Here is an 18,476-nt window from a genome sequence, read left to right as displayed (position 1 = left end):
AGTCTGGCACCGGTTTTTTGTGGTCGGTCCCCGGCGCTTACCGATCCCAGAGCCCGCTTGTGAGATGCAGAGTGTAGTGGTCAAGTATTTTTGGCCACTGAGTTTTGAGCATTCCAATAGTTCTTTTCTGCCACATTCGGCGGCAGTCCATCGTTATGCCTGTGCGGCCTTAGGCTACTGTAGTAACCGAGCATATAATCAGTGACCGACTGCTTCGCCATGGCAGCATCGGGATAGCCAATCTCTGGCATCCACTCCGACTTCAAGCTCCTGAAGAAGCGCTCTGTNCCTGCCGCGCCTGCTGCCCCGGAATGTGCCGCTGCACATCCTGCTGCCGTCGCTGGTCGTTGCTGCTGCCATGCTGGTGCCGCTGCTCTATCTGGGCCTGCGGGCCTTCGAAGCTGACAGCGCCACGCTTGTCGATCTGGTCTTGCGTCCCCGCAACCTCCAATTGCTGATCAACACTCTGGCCCTGGCCGCAGGCGTGGTGGTCTTGACCACCGTCATGGCTTTCCCGCTGGCCTGGCTGGTCACACGCACCGATATTCGCTTCAAGCGAGCCCTGACTATCATGGGCGTCATCCCGCTGGCCGTGCCGGGCTACGTAATGGCCTATGCGCTGATCGGCCTGGGTGGCAACTACGGGGTGCTGGCCCAGCTCACCGGTATTCAGCTGCCACGCATTCAAGGCTACCTCGGCGCCACCCTGGCGCTGTCGCTCTACACTTTTCCCTATCTCTTCCTCAACCTGCGCACGGCCCTTTCCGGCCTGGACGGCAACCTGGAAGAGAGCGCACGCAGCCTGGGTTACACCCAGGGCGAGATTCTGCGCAAGGTGACGCTGCCTCACCTGATGCCGTCGTTGATGGCCGGCTGGCTGGTGATCACCCTCTACGTGCTGGGCGACTTCGGTGCCGTTGCGCTGATGCGATACGAAGCCTTCAGCTACGCCATCTATACCCAGTACTCCGGCGCCTTCGATCGCATCTATGCCGCCTGGCTCGCCATCATGCTGCTGGCAGTAGCAGCCAGCTTCGTGATGCTCGACAGCCTGGTGCTCAAGCGTAAGCTGGCCCGTGTCGGTACCGGCGTGGCGCGGCCGCTGCGCCCTACCCCCCTGGGCAGGACCCGCTGGCTGGCCTGGCCCTACCTGATCGTGCTGTTCGGTATCTCCATCGGCCTGCCGGTGATGATTCTCGGCTACTGGCTGCTGCTCGCGCCCCCCGACATGAGCTTCTTCGCCCGGGTGCCGGGGACCTTCCTGCGCTCTGCGGGCGCCGCACTGCCAGCCGCACTGCTGGCGGCCGCTTTCGCCCTGCCCCTGGCCTTCCTTACGGTACGCTACCGCTCTCCCTTCTCGACGCTGATCGAGCGCTCGGCCTATATCGGCTATGCCCTGCCGCCACTGGCGCTGGGCCTGGCCATGGTGTTCTTTTCGCTGCGTACTGCACCGTTTCTCTACCAGACCCTGGCACTGCTGATCATTACCTGGGCCATGGCATCCCTGGCGCTGGCGCTGGGGCCGATCCGCAACTCGCTGCTACAGACCCGGCCCAGCATGGAGCAGGCTTCCCACTCGCTGGGCCATGGCCCAGCGAGCACCTTCATCCATGTGATCTTCCCACGCCTGCGGCGCGGCATCCTGGCCGGCGTCGTACTGGTCTTCGTACTCTGCATGAAGGAGCTGCCGATCACCTTCATGCTGGCCCCCACCGGCTATACCACGCTGGCGGTCACCGTATTCACCCGTACCTCGGAAGGCATGTTGGCCGAAGCGGCGCCCTTCGCCGCCGCCATCGTGGTGTTCTCGAGCCTGTCCGTGGGCCTTCTGCTCACCAAGGAGGGCAAATGATGACGAACCTCAATCTAAGCGCCGACCCACAGGGTAGCCCTGTCCGGCTGATCGACCCGCTGCTCTCGGTGGAGCGGCTCAACAAGCGCTACCGTGATGGTGACCCACTGGCAGTAGAGGACGTGAACTTCACGCTGGGCAATGGCGAAATCCTTGCTCTGCTGGGTCCCAGCGGCTGTGGCAAGACCACCACACTGCGCATGATCGCCGGCTTCGAGACGCCGGATGGCGGGGAGATCCTGCTGCATGGCAAGCGAGTGACCCAACTACCGCCCCAGCAGCGCCGTATCGGTATCGTCTTCCAGGACTATGCGCTCTTCCCGCACATGAGCCTGGGTGAGAACGTCGCCTTCGCCATGCGCCATATCGCCAAGGCGAAACGCCCCGCCAAGGCGCGGGAATGGCTCGACCTGGTGGGCCTGGCCGACCTCTCCGCCCGTATGCCCGACGAGCTCTCGGGGGGCCAGCAGCAGCGTGTAGCCCTGGCCAGAACGCTGGCCGCAGAACCGGAGCTGGTGCTGCTGGACGAGCCCTTCTCCAACCTCGATGCCGCCCTGCGGGAGTCGACCCGCAAGGAAGTGCGTCGCCTGTTCAAGGCCGCCGGCACTTCTGTCATCCTCGTTACCCATGATCAGGCCGAGGCGCTCTCCTTCGCCGATCAGGTAGGGGTCATGCATTCGGGCCGGCTGCTGCAAATGGACCGTCCGGAGTGCATCTACCAGACGCCCGCCACCTCCTTCGTCGCCGAATTCCTTGGCCATACCAACCTGCTCGAGGGTGAGGCCGACGGCGAGATCGCCCAGACTGCCCTCGGCCCCGTGGCGATCAACCACCACCATCAGGGCCCGGTACGCCTTTCGCTGCGCCCGGAGCACCTGTCGCTGTCAGCCGCACCCGACGACCATGGCGCCACCATCGTCGAGCGCGAGTTCCGCGGGCACGACTGCTACTACCTGCTCGAGCACCACGGCCAGCGATTCTGCGCCATCACCCCCAGCCACACTCTGTGGAAGATCGGCGAGCAGGTACGGCTCGAGCCCCAGCGCACCGCCACGGTGCTCAGGGACTGAGCGGGGCCAAACGCCAGTTGCTCAGGGGTGGGACGGCGAGGGCCTAACATCGCGGCTTTCCCGGGGCCCGGCCTTCGCGGAGGCGCTGTGAACCCCTCCCTGGGCGCTACATTCTTCATCCCTGAAGAATGACCTCCGCTCCGACCCGTCCCCGGCGCCGCTTGCGTAGGTGGCGCCCGCTAGACTACTGGCTCCGAACTCACGCTAGTGAGCCTCGTCCCAGTCCACCCCACTCTCCGCTTCGACGATCAGCGGCACGCTGAGCTCGGCGGCGGCCTGCATCTTCTCCTTCACCTGCACAATGAAGTCGGCCACCTCGGCCTCGACCACTTCGAAGACCAACTCGTCGTGGACCTGCATCACCATCACGGCGTCGAAGTCGGCCGCCTTGCCCGCTTGCTCATGCAGCCAGGTGTCGACCTCGATCATGGCGCGCTTGATGATATCCGCCGCGGTGCCCTGCATGGGGGCGTTGATCGCGGTACGCTCGGCGGCCTGGCGCCGGGCATGGTTCTGGGCACGGATCTCCGGCAGATAGAGCCGTCGCCCGAAGACCGTCTCCACGTAGCCATCTTCCGCCGCCTGGGCACGAATGCGATCCATGTAGCGCGCCACGCCGGGATAGCGGTCGAAATAGCGATCGATATAGGTCTGCGCCTGACTGCGCTCGATATGCAGCTGCCTGGAGAGCCCCCAGGCGCTCATGCCGTAGATCAGGCCGAAGTTGATCGCCTTGGCGCTGCGCCGCTGGTCGCCGGAGACCTTGTCGATGGGCACGCCGAAGACCTCGGAGGCGGTGGCGGTATGGATGTCACGCCCTTCGGCGAAGGCGGTGAGCAGTCCCTTGTCCTCGGAAAGGTGGGCCATGATGCGCAGTTCGATCTGCGAATAGTCGGCGGCGACGATGCAGTAGCCCGGCCGGGCGATGAAGGCCTGGCGGATCTTTCGTCCTTCTTCGGTTCGTATCGGAATGTTCTGCAGGTTGGGGTCGCTGGACGAGAGTCGCCCGGTGGCGGTGACCGCCTGGTGATAGCTGGTATGCAGTCGCCCCGTTGCCTTGTTGACCAGCCGGGGCAGCTTATCCGTGTAGGTGGACTTGAGCTTGGAGAGCCCCCGGTGCTCCATGATCACCTTGGGCAGCGGATAGTCCAGCGCCAGCTCCTCGAGCACGGCCTCGGCGGTGGAAGGCGCTCCCTTGGGCGTCTTCTTGATCACCGGAATCTTCTGCTCCTCGAACAGTATCTCCCCGAGCTGCTTGGGCGAGCCGAGGTTGAACTCGCGACCGGCCAGCTCGAAGGCACGAATCTCCAGCTCACGGATGCGCTCGGCCAGCTCCTGGCTCTGGCGGTGGAGCCGATCGGCATCCAGGGCCACGCCGGTGCGCTCCATGCGCGACAACACCGGGATCAGTGGCCGTTCGATGGTATCCAGCACATCGGCCAGGCGCCCCTCGGCTTCGATCCGTGGGCGCAGCTCGCAGTGCAGCCGCAGCGTCACGTCGGCATCCTCGCAGGCATAGGGTACGGCCTGCTCGAAGTCGATCTGGTTGAAGGTGAGCTGTTTGGCTCCCTTGCCGGCGATCTCCTCGAAGCTGACGGTCTTCTGGCCGAGATACTTCAGCGCCAGCGAGTCCATGTCGTGGCGGGTCGCCGTGGAATTGAGGACGTAGGACTCGAGCATGGTATCTGTGAGCGGCCCGCGCACGGTGATATCGTAGTTGGCCAGCACCGAAATGTCGTACTTGAGGTTCTGGCCGATCTTGCCCCGCTTGGCGTCCTCCCACAGCGGCTTGAGCCTCGCCAGCACCTCCTCGCGATCGAGCTGGTCGGGCACATCGATGTAGTCGTGGGCCACGGGGATGTAGGCCGCCTCCCCCGGCTCCAGCGCCAGTCCGATGCCAACGATCTCGGCGACCATGTAGTTGAGGCTGTTGGTCTCCAGGTCGAAGCAGAACGCCTCGGCCGCTCCAAGTCGCGAGAGCCAGTCGTCCAGCTCTTCCCGAGTCAGGATCAGGTGGTTCTTGCACGCCGCCACGCTGGCCGGCGGTGCCTCCGGATCGAGGTTGCCCGCCGCGCCTGTACCTGCGACCGCGGCGCCACGGCCCACGTCGTCGACGCCTTCGTCCTTGCCTTCCAGCAGTTCCGACAGCCAGGCCTTGAACTCCAGTTCGGTGTACCAGTGCTTTAGCGCGTCGCGATCAGGATGGGCGATATCCAGGTCGTCGAGGCCCACCGGCAGCTCGCAGTCGGTCTTGATGGTGGCCAACTGGTACGAGAGATACGCCATCTCGCGGTGCTCCTCGAGCTTCTTGGGCAGCGTCTTGGCCCCCCGAAAATCGAGCGTCTTGACCTTTTCCAGGTCGGCATAGATGGCATCCAGGCCGCCGCCCATGCCCTGCAGCAGTCCCAGGGCCGTCTTGCCGCCGACCCCAGGCACGCCGGGAATGTTGTCGACCTTGTCGCCCATCAGCGCCAGGTAGTCGATGATCAGCTCCGGCGGCAGGCCGAACTTGGCCTTGACCCCCTCCACGTCGAGGGTCTCGTCCTTCATGGTGTTGACCAGCGTAATGTGCTCATTGACCAGTTGGGCCATGTCCTTGTCGCCGGTGGAGATCACCGCGTCACGGCCCGCCTCCGTGGCATGGCGTGCCAGGGTGCCGATGACATCGTCGGCCTCTACCCCCTCGACACACAGCAGCGGCAGTCCCAGCGCTCGAACGCAGGCATGCAGCGGTTCCACCTGGGAGCGCAGGTCATCGGGCATGGGCGGGCGATGGGCCTTGTACTGATCGAAAAGCTCATCGCGAAAGGTCTTGCCCTTGGCATCGAAGACCACCGCCATGGGGCTGTCGGGATAATCCTTGATCAGTCTCTTGAGCATGTTGAGCACGCCTTTCACGGCGCCGGTGGGCTGCCCCTTGGACGTGGTCAGGGGCGGCAGGGCGTGGAAGGCTCGGTAGAGATAGGAGGAACCGTCGACGAGAACGATGGCCGTGTCGGCCATGTATCGGCATCCGTTGAGTCTGTGCAAGAAAACGTGATCCTGGTCAGCCATGATACGCATTGCGCAACGGTTTTGCCGCCGACATTGGGTTCGTGTTGTCCAACGTCGTACACTGCATCTATACCCGCGCGGTGAAAGCGATTGTCGCAAGCCGGCTTTGGAGGTCGAGATGAACACAAAGCGTCATATCCTGGCTGTCGCACTGCTCTCCCTTGGGCTTGGCCTGACCCTTGCCACCCCGGCCCTGGCGCAATCCTCCGCCGATGTGGAACCCGATATCACCATCCGCCAGGAAGAGGATCGCACCATTCGCGAGTACCGGGTGAACGGCCAGCTTTACGCCATCGAGATCCGTCCAGCCCAGGGTCCCAGTTACTACCTGGTGGACCATGACGGCGACGGCAACTTCGAACGCCAGGAAGGCGACCGCATAGCCGTGCCCCAGTGGGTGCTGATCAACTGGTAGCGCCCGATCCGTGCTTTGACGATGCCCGGATGTCGAACCATCCTCCTCGGACGTGCATCGAAGTGCCAAGTCGCTACAATAGGCGGCTTGGCAACCCGGGCGAGAGAGACATGGCCGTATTCACACCACTAAGCGACGCTCAGGTCGCAGAATTCCTCAGCCATTTCGACGTCGGTTCGCTGGCGACACTGGAGGGCGTGGCCGGTGGCACCGAAAACTCCCCCTTCTTCGTCACCACCGATCGTCGTGAGCTGGTTCTGACCCTCTTCGAGCAGGGCGAACATGAGGAGCTGCCGTTCTTCGTCGAGCTGCTCGACTATCGGGACGAGCATCGCCTGCCGGTGCCGGGTCCCGTTCACGATCGTGAGGGTGTCGCCCTGCACAGCCTGTCGGGGAAGCCATCGCTGCTCTTCCCGCGGTTGCCGGGCCGCCATCCCCTGTCACCCAGCCTGGAACAGTGTCGTGTCCTCGGCGATACCCTGGGTCGCATGCACGTGGTCTCGCAGCACTTTCCCGGCCACCGCCCCAACCCTCGCGACCTGAACTGGCTGATGGCCATGCATCACCGGGTGCTGGTCTACCTGTCGCCGGAGGACCAGGCGCTGATGAAGGACGAGGTGGAGATCTACCAGGGGGTCTTCGGTGATGCGCCACCGCTACCCCAGGGGGCGCTGCACGGCGACCTCTTTCGTGACAATACCCTGTTCGAGGGTGATCGCCTCGGCGGCATCATCGACTTCTACAATGGCTGCACCGGGGACCTGCTCTTCGACCTGGCCATCGTCATCAACGACTGGGCCTCCGACGCCGACGGGCGGCTGGACGCCGAGCGCCACGACGTGATCCTGCGCGCCTACCAGAATCGGCGACCGCTCACCGGCCCCGAGCGCGAAGTGTGGCCAACGATGCTGCGCATGACCGCCCTGCGCTACTGGCTTTCCCGCCTGCTGGTGGTCTATGTGTACCCGCCGGCCCATGACCTGACGCCCCACGATCCGACACAGTTCCATACCATTCTCACGGCACGCCTTACCCATGGCGCCCTGCCCCTGCCCGAAGCGAGCAACGCATGACTCTATCGATGGGAGCAGCCTCCGGCCCCGCCCAGCGCGCCCGACGCACCTGGAACATCGACCAGTGGGGCAGCGGCTATTTCGATGTGGACGATGCCGGCCACGCGCTGGTACGACCGCTCGGCAGCGAAGCCGACGGCCCGGCGCTGCCACTCGCACCGCTAGTGGACGAGTTGCGTGAAGCCGGCCTGCGCCTGCCGGTGCTGGTGCGCTTCAGCGATATCCTCCACGACCGGGTCGAGCAGCTCTGCGATGCCTTCGACCTGGCCATGACCGAGGAGGAGTACACCGGCGGCTATACCGCGGTCTATCCCATCAAGGTCAATCAGCAGCGCCGGGTGGTCGAGGAGATTCTCGCCACCCGCGAGCGCGGTCACGGGCGAGTCGGCCTCGAGGCCGGCAGCAAGCCGGAGCTGCTGGCGGTGCTGGCACTCTCCGGCGACGGCCCCTCCTTGATCGTCTGCAACGGTTACAAGGACCGCGAGTACATCCGCCTGGCACTGATGGGAGAAAAACTCGGTCACCGGGTGTATCTAGTGGTAGAGAAGTTTTCCGAGCTGCCGTTGATCATGGAAGAGGCTGAACGGCTCGAAGTGACCCCTCGTATCGGCCTGCGGGCCCGCCTGGCCTCGGTGGGGATGGGCAAGTGGCAGGATACCGGTGGCGAGAAATCCAAATTCGGCCTCACCGCCGGCCAGATGCTGGCCGTAGTGGAAAGCCTGCGCAAGACCGACTCCCTCGGCTGCCTGCAGCTGGTGCATTTCCACCTGGGCTCGCAGATCGCCAATATCCGCGACATCCAGTTCGGCCTGCGGGAGTGCGCACGCTTCTACCAGAGCCTGCTGGCACTCGGCGTCCCCATCGATACCGTCGACGTGGGTGGCGGGCTCGGCATCGACTACGAAGGCACCCGCTCGCGCAGCTTCTGCTCGATCAACTACTCCATGCGTGAATATGCCCGCAACGTGGTCAGCGCCTTCGCCCAGGCCTGCAGCGAGGCAGAGATACCCCAGCCCCACCTGATCAGCGAGTCCGGCCGGGCGCTCACCGCGCACCACGCCGTGCTAATCACCAACGTGATCGGTGAGGAGCGGGTCAACGACCAGGCTCCCGAGCGCCGGGCCGAGGATGACCCCCAGCTCGAGGAGCTGTGGCGGGTCCACGACCTGCTCTTTGATCACATGGAGCCTCGTGGGCTGGTGGAAGCATGGCACGACCTGCTGCAGGCCATGAGCGAACTGCATGCCCGCTTCATCATGGGGCTTGCCGACATCACCGTGCGCGCCGAAGGCGAAGGGGTCTATTTCGCCGCCTGCGCCCGCCTGCGCTCACGGCTGGACAGCCGCAACCGGGCCCATCGGGAGATCATCGACGAACTGGCCGAAAAGCTCGCCGACAAGCTGTTCGTCAACTTCTCGCTGTTCCAGTCTGTGCCCGACGTCTGGGGTATCGACCAGATCTTCCCGGTGTTGCCGCTGACCGGACTCGACCGCGAGCCGACCCGCCGCGGAGTGATCCAGGACATCACCTGTGATAGCGACGGCCGCATCGACGGCTACGTGGATGGCCAGGGCGTGGAAACCACCCTGCCACTACCGGAGTGGCGCGAGGGCGAGGAGCGACTGCTGGGCTTCTTCCTGGTCGGCGCCTATCAGGAGATCCTCGGCGACCTGCACAACCTGTTCGGCGATACCGACTCGGTGGACGCCGCCCTGGGCGACGATGGGCGCTGGGTGTTGTCCCATGCCCAGCAGGGGGACCGTGTGGCCGACGTCCTCGCCTACGTCAATTTCGATGCCGAGGTGCTGCGTGAGCGGCTGGCCGGCCAGCTGGCCGAGAGCGGCCTGCCGCAGGAGGAGCAGGCACAGTTCCTCGACGATCTCTCCGCCGGGCTGCAAGGGTATACCTACCTCGAGTAAGTGAGGCCGACACACTCAAGCGATAGACGACAAGACGCCCCCGCGTCATACCAGCGCGGGGGCGTCTTGTCGTGAGGCTATGGTCTCGCCTCAGGCTGCCTGGTTCACTCCGCTACCTTGACCGTCGCTTCCAGGCCCCCGGTCAGAGTCATGCGAAGCCTGGCGCCACGGGGTAACTCACCCACTCCTTCGGGCGTACCGGTGAGGATCACATCACCCGGCTGCAGGGTGAAATGTCGGCTCATCTCCGCTACCAGTGTCGGGACCGGGAACAGCATGTCCGAACCTTCGCCATGCTGTCGCAGCTCACCATCGATCTCCAGCTCGAAGGAGAGCGCATTCCAGTTCGGCACGCGGCTGAGCGGCAGGAAGTCGCTGAGCGGGCAGGCACCGTCGAAGCACTTGGCCACTTCCCAGGGGTGACCCTTCTCCTTGAGGCGCGTTTGTACGTCGCGCAGCGTCAAGTCCAGGCCAAGGCCGATACCGACGATGGCGCGCTCTGCCTCGTCCGACGTGGCATGGGATAGCTCCTCGCCGATAAGCAGCGCCAGCTCGATCTCGTAATGTACATCCCCGCGGGAAAAAGGAGGATCGAGCGGCTCGTCCAGGTTGACCACACTGGGGGCTGGCTTTATGAACAGCAGCGGCTCGCTGGGTACCGGGTTATCCAGCTCCCTGGCGTGGTCGGCATAGTTGCGACCAATACACACGACCTTTCCGAGCGGATGGGGAAACTCCTGACCATCGGTAAAACGTGGGACAAAGCGCATGGCGGGTCTTCTCCTTCTCAAATGCGTGCCGCTCTTCAATAACAAGCTAGACAGTCTACCCCACCAAGCGCCCTGTTCCACAATCCCCCAGGCTCGAGGAGGGCATCACTGCTCCGGCGACCACGCTTCGTCCGGAGCATGGGCCAGGAAGCTTGGCCGTCTGCGCCGGGCAGCGAAGGGTTCGACACACGCATTATCACGTCGATTGTAGACGAAGAAGATATTGCTGCGCGGATCCGGCGACATGTTGGCATTCGATCCATGCAGTGTATTGCAGTCGAACAGCAGCAGGCCACCGGCGGCGCCAGTCGGTGCCTCGATGCCGTTTCGCTCGACCAGTTGCCTGAGCGCATCGCGCCTCGGCACGCCGAACTCCTGGCGCTTCAGTGACTGCTTGTGGTGATCATCGGGCGTCTCGCCAAGGCATGGCACATAGATCTTGTGTGAGCCGGGAATCAGCATCAGCGGTCCATTGAAAGCATGGTTGTCGGTCAGCACGATGGAGGCGCTCACCGCATGCATGGAAGGCATGCCGTCCTCGGCGTGCCAGGTCTCGAAGTCGGAGTGCCAACTGAAGCCCTTGCCCTCGAAGCCAGGCTTGTAGTTGATACGCGACTGATGAACATAGGCGTCGCCGCCAAGAATCTGCCGGGCCCGGCCCATCAGCCGCTCATCGTGGGCCAGCTTCCGGAAGTGCTCGGAGAGGAAGTGGACGGCAAACAGCGAACGGATCTCGCGGCTGTCGGGCTCGGTGATGCTGAAATCGCGACCACGGAAGTCGTCGCGCCCCAGCAGCTCGTTCAGCTCCTCATACAGCACCTCGAGCTCCTCTCCCCGGATGAAATTGGGCTCGAAGAGGAACCCCTTGCGGTCGAACTCATCGAGCTGCGCCTGGCTCAGTGGGCCATCCTCGGCACGCCCCTTGACCACTGCCTCCTGGCGGTCGAGCCAGGGCACATCGAGCGGCTCGCTCAGGCGAGTGGGGTAAGGATCCTGTATCCGGTTGGCATAACCTGCTGCCTGGCCGAGAGCGGCTGACGCACCGGCAACGGTGTAGTCGGTTGCCTGTTTCAACTTGCGGGTGGACGATGTCTGCACTGGCATCCCAATCACCTCCTGTGTATCCGTGACCAGTTTTCAGATTGAACTCGCCCCAACGGCACTGTCGCCGTGGCGGGAGGCCCCAGGGGGACCTTGCATGGAAGAATGTGGTGATCATCAGATGGGGTTTCAAGGCCCGGGTAGCAAGTGTGTTTCCCGCTGCGCAGACACGAAAAAACCGCCTCGATGGACGGTTTAAAATAGCTGCAATTCGCTGATTTCCCAAATTTCCACCCGCTTCGGATGGTGCCGGCACCAGGAGTCGAACCCGGGACCTACTGATTACAAGTCAGTTGCTCTACCAACTGAGCTATGCCGGCTCGGGGCCGATCCAGGCGAACTGCAGAATCGGAAAAGCGTTGGCGTGGCTGGGGTACCAGGATTCGAACCTGGGAATGCCGATACCAAAAACCGGTGCCTTACCACTTGGCTATACCCCAGCAGTTTGGTGGCCAGAGACGGAATCGAACCGCCGACACGGGGATTTTCAATCCCCTGCTCTACCAACTGAGCTATCTGGCCGCTGCCAACGGTGCGTATTAAACAAGATACGGCCTTAGGCGTCAAGCCCTTCCGTTTCATGAAGATGGCGAAATGGCATCGATGCCCTCCCGCTCACTGGTCCCGAGGCACGTAGCCCTCGGCCTGGTCGGTCTCGCGGTTGTCGAGGAAGCGCTCCATCTGGTCGTTCAGATACTTTCGTGACTCCGGATCGAGCATGTTCAGGTGCTTTTCGTTGATCAGGCGGGTCTGCAGCGCCTGCCACTCCTCCCAGGCCTTTTTAGAGACATTTTGCTGGATGTCCTGCCCCTTCTTGCCCGGCAGCGGCGGAAAGGGCAATGCTTCCAGCTCCTGCTGATACTTGCGGCAGAATACGGTACGGCTCATGGTGGCTCTCCCTGTTGTGGCTTGAACCCTGAATCTTCGGTGCTTGGGTCGTGGCGAGGCTCAGCTCGCCGGGGGCTCGAGTGAGAATGGCGACAGCGCCATCAGCAGTGACTTGACCGGCGCGGCCAGTCCGATGCTGGCAGGATTTCCCGGATCGTACCAGCAACGCGACTCGTCCACGGCGGAAGCGCCACGGCAATGGGCCAGCTGCGGCGTGATCTCCAGGCGAAAGTGGCTGAATACATGGATGAAGGGTGACCAGGCGCGGCCGAGCTCGGCATCCGGGGCGTGGCTGTCCAGCCAGGCCTCAAGCGACGCGATGTCGTCGAACTGGGGCAGCCCCCAGAGCCCGCCCCACAGGCCGCTGGAGGGGCGCTGCTCGAGCAGGACCCGCCCCTCTGGATCCTGCAGCAGCAGCATCCTGGTGGTGCGTGTAGGCAGCGCCTTCCTGGGCTTGGATTCGGGAAAGCGTCGCTCCTCGCCCCGACGGTGGGCCACGCAGACATCGGCGAAGGGGCAGGCCATGCAGTCGGGCTGTCCACGCCGACAAAGGGTTGCCCCGAAATCCATCATCGCCTGGGTATAGTCGACCAGGCGTTCCTCTGGGGTGTAATGCTCGGCCAGGGCCCAGAGGCTGCGGGAAACGGCCGTTCTTCCCGGCCAACCCTCAACGGCATGCAGCCGGGCCAGGCTGCGCTTGACGTTGCCGTCGAGAATGACTGCCCGCCGGCCGCTGCTCTGGGCGATGATCGCACCCGCAGTGGAGCGACCGATGCCCGGGAGCGCGGATAGCGCCTCCAGGTCCAGCGGCAGCTCGCCGGCATGACGCTCGACGATCTCCCGGGCCGCCTTGTGCAGGTTGCGCCCACGGGCGTAATAGCCCAGTCCGGTCCAGAGATGCAGCACATCATCCTGATCAGCCTCGGCCAGAGTGGCAACATCAGGAAAACGTGTCATGAAACGCTCGAAATACGGAATCACCGTGGCAACCTGGGTCTGCTGCAGCATGATCTCCGATACCCAGACCCGATAGGGCGAGCGCTCCTCCTGCCAGGGCAGATCATGCCGGCCATGACGGTCGAACCAGGCCAGCAGGCGGCGCTGGAATGCTTCCGGGGAAAGAACCGGCGTCGGCATTTCTGTTATCGGCAAAGCTCACCCCGAACAAAAACAATACGATAAAACGACACGAAAAAAAGCGCCGACTGGGGGAAGTCGGCGCAGAAACTGACTTGCTTGATGCTCAATTGAATAGACCACGCAGGGCTTCTCGAAGTTCCTTGCCATCTTCACCCAGGCGCTCTTCGAGACGTTCCAGCGGCCGCTCCAACCGGCGCTCAATCTCACCGCCGGCACGGCGAGAGACTTCATCACGCAGCAGCTCGACCAGGGTGGCTTGAAAGGCGTTGCGATCGAAACGACACCATTCGCCACTATCGCCGCCAAGTTCGCCCGTGCAGCGAACCGGCAGGGGGACCCGCTCCAGACGCGGATTCACCGAGCAGGCTGCCTCGGCAGCATCGACGAAACGTGCCGCAGCTCGCAGGTCGAAGCGTTCGGTTGCCAGATCCAGTTCCCCCTCACCATCCAGGTTGATCCCGGGGATGGTGACCAGAATGCTCTCGCTGCGAGCAACGCCATCACTGATGCGCAAGCTGGCCTCGGCCCGCTCGAAGCGAGTGTCATCGCTCCAGTCACGGTTCAGCTCCTTGCCCTCGACCATGGCAGCCAGGGTACACAGCTCCTCGGAGATATTGACGTCGAGTACCGCCCCCTCGTCGATGTGGCCGCTCAGGCGCCCGTTCAGGCTACGCTTGAGTGCGGGCAAGGTGTTGTAACGCGCTTCCAGTCCACCCTCCAGGGAGAGGCGCCCACGCAACGGCGCCGGCGAGTCGTCCCCGGCAAGCGCCTGGATCATCGGCTCCAGGCGCACCCGGGAGAGCTCGGGAGACAACTGCCAGCGTATCGGGTCACGCGCCAGGTCAAGCTCGCCACTCGCCGTCAGCTCGCCACCATATAGCTTGGCGCTGATCCGCTCCAGGCGATGGCGACCGTCGCTGCCTGACAGCGTCAGGTCAACGTCGGTGAAGTCGAGCCCACCCAGCTTCAGGCGCTCGAGCTCGAGGGCAGCATCCAGGGTCAGATCAGCGAGCCACTCCACGGGAATCAGCGGCGAGGCTTCATCGGCATGGGCCTGGCGGATACCGAAGAAACCGCGCAGGGACGCGCTCTGTTCCGCAGCATTCGGTGGCGGCAGGTAATTGTCCAGGTTCAGGGTATCACCCTGCAGCGCCAGTTTGAGCGCACGCCCATCGAAGCCCATGCCCAGCCGACCGGTAAAGGTGCTGTCATCAAGGACTAGTGTCAGACCAGAAAGCTCGGCCTGGGTCAGGTCACCCCGTATGGGACTGGTCAGTGCCACGTCCGAGAGCGCACGGGAGCCGGCCATGTCGGGCAACTGATCAATGCGCGTCAGCCAGGGGCGAAGCGACAGGGGTGCCAGACTGACCTGCCCGCTGTAGGAAGGTGCCTCGTCGAGCCCGGCCAGGTTGAGGTTACCGCTAAGCCGCAGGTCATCGGGGCCGGTAAGCAACAGGTCACGCAATTGCGCCGTACTCTCCGCCAGATCCGCCTCCATGGCGAAGGCCAGCACCAATGGGACGGCCGACTCCCCCAGCCGGGGATGCTGTACGCTGCCTTCCAGACGCCCCTCATGCAGCTGCATGCGCTGGCGTGACAGGTCCAATACCAGTTGCTGTCCGGTCAGGTCCGCCTGCTGGCGGCCTTCTACACCCCCGAAACGCGTCGCCGTGCTCAGCCTCAAGCCCTCCATGACATAGCGCCGCTCGGCGAGAGCCAGGCTTGTCCGGCCCTCGAGGGAAATCGTGCTGGCCAGCCGCGGTGTTCGCTCGAGTTCGCGCCAATCCAGCGTGCCGTACGAAGTCAGGCTGAAGGAGGTCTTGAGGGGAAAAGCGCGCTCCGGGTTGACGTTGGTGCCGGAAAGGGCGACCTCATCGAGCAACCACTCACTCTCGCTGGCCAGGTCGCGGTAGCGTACGGCACCGTTGCGAACCTGGACATTGGCGATATTGAGCGCCACGGCAAGATTGCTGCTTTCCAGGCTAGGCCCGGCACTGGCGGGGGCCAGCGCCGACTCGGCCCCTTCACGCCGCTCATCCAGGCGCTGGAGCAACGGCTCCCAGTTGCCCTGCCCTTGCTCGTCGCGCACCAGCCGAAGCTGCATGCCATCCAGGGATAGGCCTTCGATGGCGATTTCTCCACGCAGCAGGGGGGCAAAGGCCAGGCTCACCTCGGCCTTGTCGAAGGCCAGGAAGGGAGGCGCATCCGGCGTCTGCTCTGGCAAGTGGCTTTCCACACGCTCCACGCTGACCCCCAGCCGCGGGTAGAAGGACCAGGTCAGTGGCCCGTTCAGCGTCAGCTCCATGCCGCTGTGCTCGCGCACCACCTCGATCAGCCGTGGCTTGAAGTCCTCCGGGTCGAGGAAGGTAGTGACGTAGACGACGGCGGCCACCACCGCCACGCCCAATACGCCAATGGCCGCCAGCAGGGTTTGCAAGAGTCGCTTCATGGTTTACCGCCTCCTTGCAGCGGTGGAGCCAGTTCAAAGTAGTTTCCGGCTGCATGCAGGCGATAACCAAGCCGGGAAAGCAGCAGTTGATCGGCCATCGGCAGCTGGGAGGCTGGCGCACGCAGGTCAAGCCCCCGGTCCGCTGCGGCGCTGCTGACCAGCGCCAGCAGGCGGGAACCGACACCGCGCCTTCGGGTGGTCTTGCGCACGCAGAGCTCCGAGAGCCACCAGGCTTCGGCATCGGCACTCACGGCAACGGCACCCAGCAGTCGATCATTGAAGCGTGCGCAGCCGAAGAAATGGCCAGCCTCGAGGTGATGCTGGATGAAGTCATCCACCGGTGCGGAGAGGCGCGCAGCCGGCGCGTCGGCGTAAATGCGCTGCAGGTCTTGCCGGGCCTGCGCATCCAACGCCCAGGCGGCGTGATCGACGATATGAAGCGTAACCGGCATGGTGGTCTCCCTGGGCCGCGGCGCTGGGCCGCCGCTATGATGGGCGCATTGTAGCGGATGGGGGGCTCGATTCTCTATAATGAACGGCCCCATGATGGCAAGCACCGTCCTTGCCTGCCCGGTAGCCGTTCAGTCAGGGGTTTCCGGGGCCACCCATGCCGACGCGCCAAAGCGCGGGAGAGAGTCCGACATGTCCGAGCGTATCGCCACGGTAACCCGTGACACCCAGGAAACCCAGATCACGGTAACCGTCAATCTCGATGGCGAAGGCCGGCTGGCCTGCGAGACCGGCGTCCCCTTCCTCGACCACATGCTCGACCAGGTAGCGCGCCACGGCGTGCTCGACCTGGACATCAAGGCCGTAGGCGATCTACATATCGATGACCATCATACCGTAGAGGATCTCGGCATCACGCTAGGCCAGGCATTTGCAGAGGCGGTCGGCGACAAGCGCGGCATCCGGCGCTATGGCCATGCCTATGTACCGCTGGACGAGGCGCTCTCCCGTGTCGTGATAGACTTCTCCGGTCGCCCCGGGTTGTTCATGGACGTGGAATTCACCCGCGCCACCATTGGACGGCTGGATACCCAGCTGTTCTGGGAGTTCTTCCAGGGGTTCGTCAATCATGCCCGGGTCACGCTGCATATCGACAACCTGAAGGGCTTCAATGCCCACCATCAGGCGGAAACCATCTTCAAGGCCTTCGGCCGTGCATTGCGCATGGCCGTTGAGCCGGACCCGCGCATGGCCGGCCAGATGCCGTCCACCAAGGGCTGCCTGTAGTGCCGACGACCGAAAACTGAGGAGCCTTCATGACCATTGCCGTCATCGACTACGGGATGGGCAATCTGCATTCGGTTGCCAAAGCCCTTGAGCATGTCACCCACGAGCATGTGATCATCACCCGCGACCCTCGCTGCATTCATGGCGCTACTCGTCTGGTGCTGCCGGGCCAGGGTGCCATTCGCGACTGCATGAGCGAACTGGAAAAGACCGAGCTGCGCGGCCTGGTGCTGGAGCTGTTGGCCAACCAGAGCAAGCCGCTGCTGGGCATCTGTGTCGGACAGCAGATGCTGCTCGATTACAGCGAGGAGAACGGCGGGATCGCCTGCCTGGGTTTTCTCTCCGGCGAGGTGAGGCACTTCCCCACGGATATGCGTGATGCCAACGAGCAGCGTCTCAAGGTGCCTCACATGGGCTGGAACCTGGTACATCAGCATCATGATCACCCGCTCTGGAACGGCATCGACCAGGACGAGCACTTCTATTTCGTGCATAGCTATTATGCCGAGGCCAGCGACGATGCCACGGTGTTCGGCACCACCGAATATGGCCATATCAATGCCCATGTGGCCATCGGCCGAGATGCTACTTTTGCCGTCCAGTTTCACCCGGAGAAGAGCTCCCGGGCAGGGCTCAAGCTACTGGAAAACTTCATCAATTGGGCCCCCTGAAGCCCGAGCCGGTCTTTTCTAGGCCCCCGACGCCGCGCCTGCACAGGCGCCCGGGACCATGCCCACCGAGGACAATGACATGCTGGTAATACCCGCCATCGATCTCAAGGACGGCAAGTGCGTGCGACTGAAGCAAGGCCGCATGGATGACGCCACCACCTACGGCGACGACCCCGTGGCCATGGCTGCGCGCTGGGTCGAGGCCGGCGCACGCCGCCTGCATCTGGTCGACCTGAATGGTGCCTTCGAGGGCAGGCCGATCAACGGCGAGGCCGTGACAGCCATTGCAAAACGCTGGCCGGAGCTGCCGATCCAGATCGGCGGTGGCATCCGCTCCGCCGATACCATCGAGCACTACCTCTCCGCCGGGGTCTCCTACGTGATCATCGGTACCAAGGCAGTCAAGGAGCCCGCCTTCGTCGGCGAGATGTGTCGCGCCTTCCCCGGCCATGTCATCGTCGGCCTCGATGCCCGTGACGGCTACGTCGCCACCGACGGCTGGGCCGAAGTCTCCAGCGTCAAGGCCACCGACCTGGCCAAGCGCTTCGCCGACGACGGGGTCTCCAGCATCGTCTACACCGACATCGCCCGCGACGGGATGATGAATGGCGTCAATGTCGAGGCCACCGCCCAGCTGGCCCGTGAGGGGGGCCTTCCGGTTATCGCTTCCGGCGGCGTCACGAATCTCGACGATCTGCGCGCACTGGTAGCAGCCGGCGAACCGGGCATACTGGGCGCCATCACCGGTCGCGCCATCTACGAAGGCTCGCTGGACGTCGCCACGGGCCAGCGGCTATGCGATGAACTGACTGCAGGGCTCGACCGAGCCGGGAGCTGA

At 63.8% G+C, this 18,476-nt stretch carries 15 protein-coding genes and 3 tRNA genes; 8 read left to right on the top strand and 10 right to left on the bottom strand.

The features are described from left to right. Positions 1-313 precede the first annotated feature (313 nt). Together LOKO_RS02835 and LOKO_RS02830 are read left to right on the top strand one after the other, a co-directional pair. A complete protein-coding gene (locus tag LOKO_RS02835) occupies positions 314-1,852 on the top strand; it encodes an ABC transporter permease (protein WP_201025351.1) in 1,539 nt (512 codons plus the stop codon). Continuing rightward, positions 1,849-2,922: an ABC transporter ATP-binding protein gene (locus tag LOKO_RS02830; protein ID WP_201025350.1), complete on the top strand. Its 1,074-nt coding sequence runs from the start codon at positions 1,849-1,851 to the stop codon at positions 2,920-2,922. Before LOKO_RS02835 ends, LOKO_RS02830 begins: the two co-directional genes overlap by 4 nt. A 204-nt stretch (positions 2,923-3,126) precedes the next feature. Here LOKO_RS02830 and polA read toward each other — a convergent pair whose 3' ends face one another. Continuing rightward, positions 3,127-5,925: a DNA polymerase I gene (polA, locus tag LOKO_RS02825; RefSeq protein WP_066444775.1), complete on the bottom strand. Its 2,799-nt coding sequence runs from the start codon at positions 5,923-5,925 to the stop codon at positions 3,127-3,129. A gap of 169 nt (positions 5,926-6,094) precedes the next feature. Here polA and LOKO_RS02820 point away from each other — a divergent pair, with 169 nt between their 5' ends. From LOKO_RS02820 to speA, 3 genes are all read left to right on the top strand, one after another. Further along, on the top strand, positions 6,095-6,391 hold the full coding sequence (locus LOKO_RS02820) for a DUF2782 domain-containing protein (protein WP_066444773.1): 297 nt from the start codon (positions 6,095-6,097) through the stop codon (positions 6,389-6,391). Positions 6,392-6,501: 110 nt separating this feature from the next. Then, on the top strand, positions 6,502-7,464 hold the full coding sequence (locus LOKO_RS02815) for a homoserine kinase (protein ID WP_066444770.1): 963 nt from the start codon (positions 6,502-6,504) through the stop codon (positions 7,462-7,464). Further along, complete coding sequence (gene speA, locus LOKO_RS02810; RefSeq protein WP_235588928.1) at positions 7,461-9,383, top strand: biosynthetic arginine decarboxylase; 1,923 nt, start codon at positions 7,461-7,463, stop codon at positions 9,381-9,383. The genes LOKO_RS02815 and speA overlap by 4 nt, the downstream gene beginning before the upstream one ends. 104 nt (positions 9,384-9,487) lie before the next feature. Here the strand turns inward: speA and LOKO_RS02805 are convergent, their stop codons facing one another. The 9 genes from LOKO_RS02805 to LOKO_RS02765 all read right to left on the bottom strand — a co-directional run bounded on the left by LOKO_RS02805 (position 9,488) and on the right by LOKO_RS02765 (position 16,183). Further along, on the bottom strand, positions 9,488-10,153 hold the full coding sequence (locus LOKO_RS02805; RefSeq protein WP_066444767.1) for a fumarylacetoacetate hydrolase family protein: 666 nt from the start codon (positions 10,151-10,153) through the stop codon (positions 9,488-9,490). 105 nt (positions 10,154-10,258) lie between these two features. Then, positions 10,259-11,257, bottom strand: a complete 999-nt coding sequence (gene thpD / locus LOKO_RS02800) for an ectoine hydroxylase (RefSeq protein ID WP_066444765.1) — start codon at positions 11,255-11,257, stop codon at positions 10,259-10,261. 241 nt (positions 11,258-11,498) lie between these two features. Further along, positions 11,499-11,574, bottom strand: a tRNA-Thr gene (locus LOKO_RS02795). A gap of 45 nt (positions 11,575-11,619) precedes the next feature. Further along, a tRNA-Gln gene (locus tag LOKO_RS02790) sits at positions 11,620-11,694 on the bottom strand. A gap of 6 nt (positions 11,695-11,700) precedes the next feature. Beyond that, positions 11,701-11,776 (bottom strand) — tRNA-Phe (locus LOKO_RS02785). 93 nt (positions 11,777-11,869) lie between these two features. Further along, positions 11,870-12,142: an oxidative damage protection protein gene (locus tag LOKO_RS02780; protein ID WP_066444760.1), complete on the bottom strand. Its 273-nt coding sequence runs from the start codon at positions 12,140-12,142 to the stop codon at positions 11,870-11,872. 60 nt (positions 12,143-12,202) lie between these two features. Beyond that, on the bottom strand, positions 12,203-13,279 hold the full coding sequence (gene mutY, locus LOKO_RS02775; protein WP_417935377.1) for an A/G-specific adenine glycosylase: 1,077 nt from the start codon (positions 13,277-13,279) through the stop codon (positions 12,203-12,205). Positions 13,280-13,385: 106 nt separating this feature from the next. Then, positions 13,386-15,731 (bottom strand): AsmA family protein, encoded by a 2,346-nt coding sequence (locus LOKO_RS02770; RefSeq protein WP_066444756.1) that lies wholly within the window; start codon positions 15,729-15,731, stop codon positions 13,386-13,388. Further along, positions 15,728-16,183: an acetyl-CoA sensor PanZ family protein gene (locus tag LOKO_RS02765; protein ID WP_066444753.1), complete on the bottom strand. Its 456-nt coding sequence runs from the start codon at positions 16,181-16,183 to the stop codon at positions 15,728-15,730. The genes LOKO_RS02770 and LOKO_RS02765 overlap by 4 nt, the downstream gene beginning before the upstream one ends. 190 nt (positions 16,184-16,373) lie before the next feature. Here LOKO_RS02765 and hisB point away from each other — a divergent pair, with 190 nt between their 5' ends. From hisB to hisA, 3 genes are all read left to right on the top strand, one after another. Next, positions 16,374-16,967 (top strand): imidazoleglycerol-phosphate dehydratase HisB, encoded by a 594-nt coding sequence (gene hisB, locus LOKO_RS02760; protein ID WP_066444750.1) that lies wholly within the window; start codon positions 16,374-16,376, stop codon positions 16,965-16,967. A gap of 29 nt (positions 16,968-16,996) precedes the next feature. Further along, positions 16,997-17,638 carry an imidazole glycerol phosphate synthase subunit HisH gene (hisH, locus tag LOKO_RS02755; protein WP_066444748.1) on the top strand — a complete coding sequence of 214 codons (642 nt, stop codon included), beginning with the start codon at positions 16,997-16,999 and terminating at the stop codon, positions 17,636-17,638. 79 nt (positions 17,639-17,717) lie between these two features. After that, positions 17,718-18,476 carry a 1-(5-phosphoribosyl)-5-[(5-phosphoribosylamino)methylideneamino]imidazole-4-carboxamide isomerase gene (gene hisA, locus LOKO_RS02750; protein WP_066452185.1) on the top strand — a complete coding sequence of 253 codons (759 nt, stop codon included), beginning with the start codon at positions 17,718-17,720 and terminating at the stop codon, positions 18,474-18,476.

Source organism: Halomonas chromatireducens, assembly GCF_001545155.1.
Taxonomy (GTDB): domain Bacteria; phylum Pseudomonadota; class Gammaproteobacteria; order Pseudomonadales; family Halomonadaceae; genus Halomonas; species Halomonas chromatireducens.
Note: the sequence above shows the minus strand (reverse complement) of the source record. Positions and strands in the feature narration are given on the sequence as shown.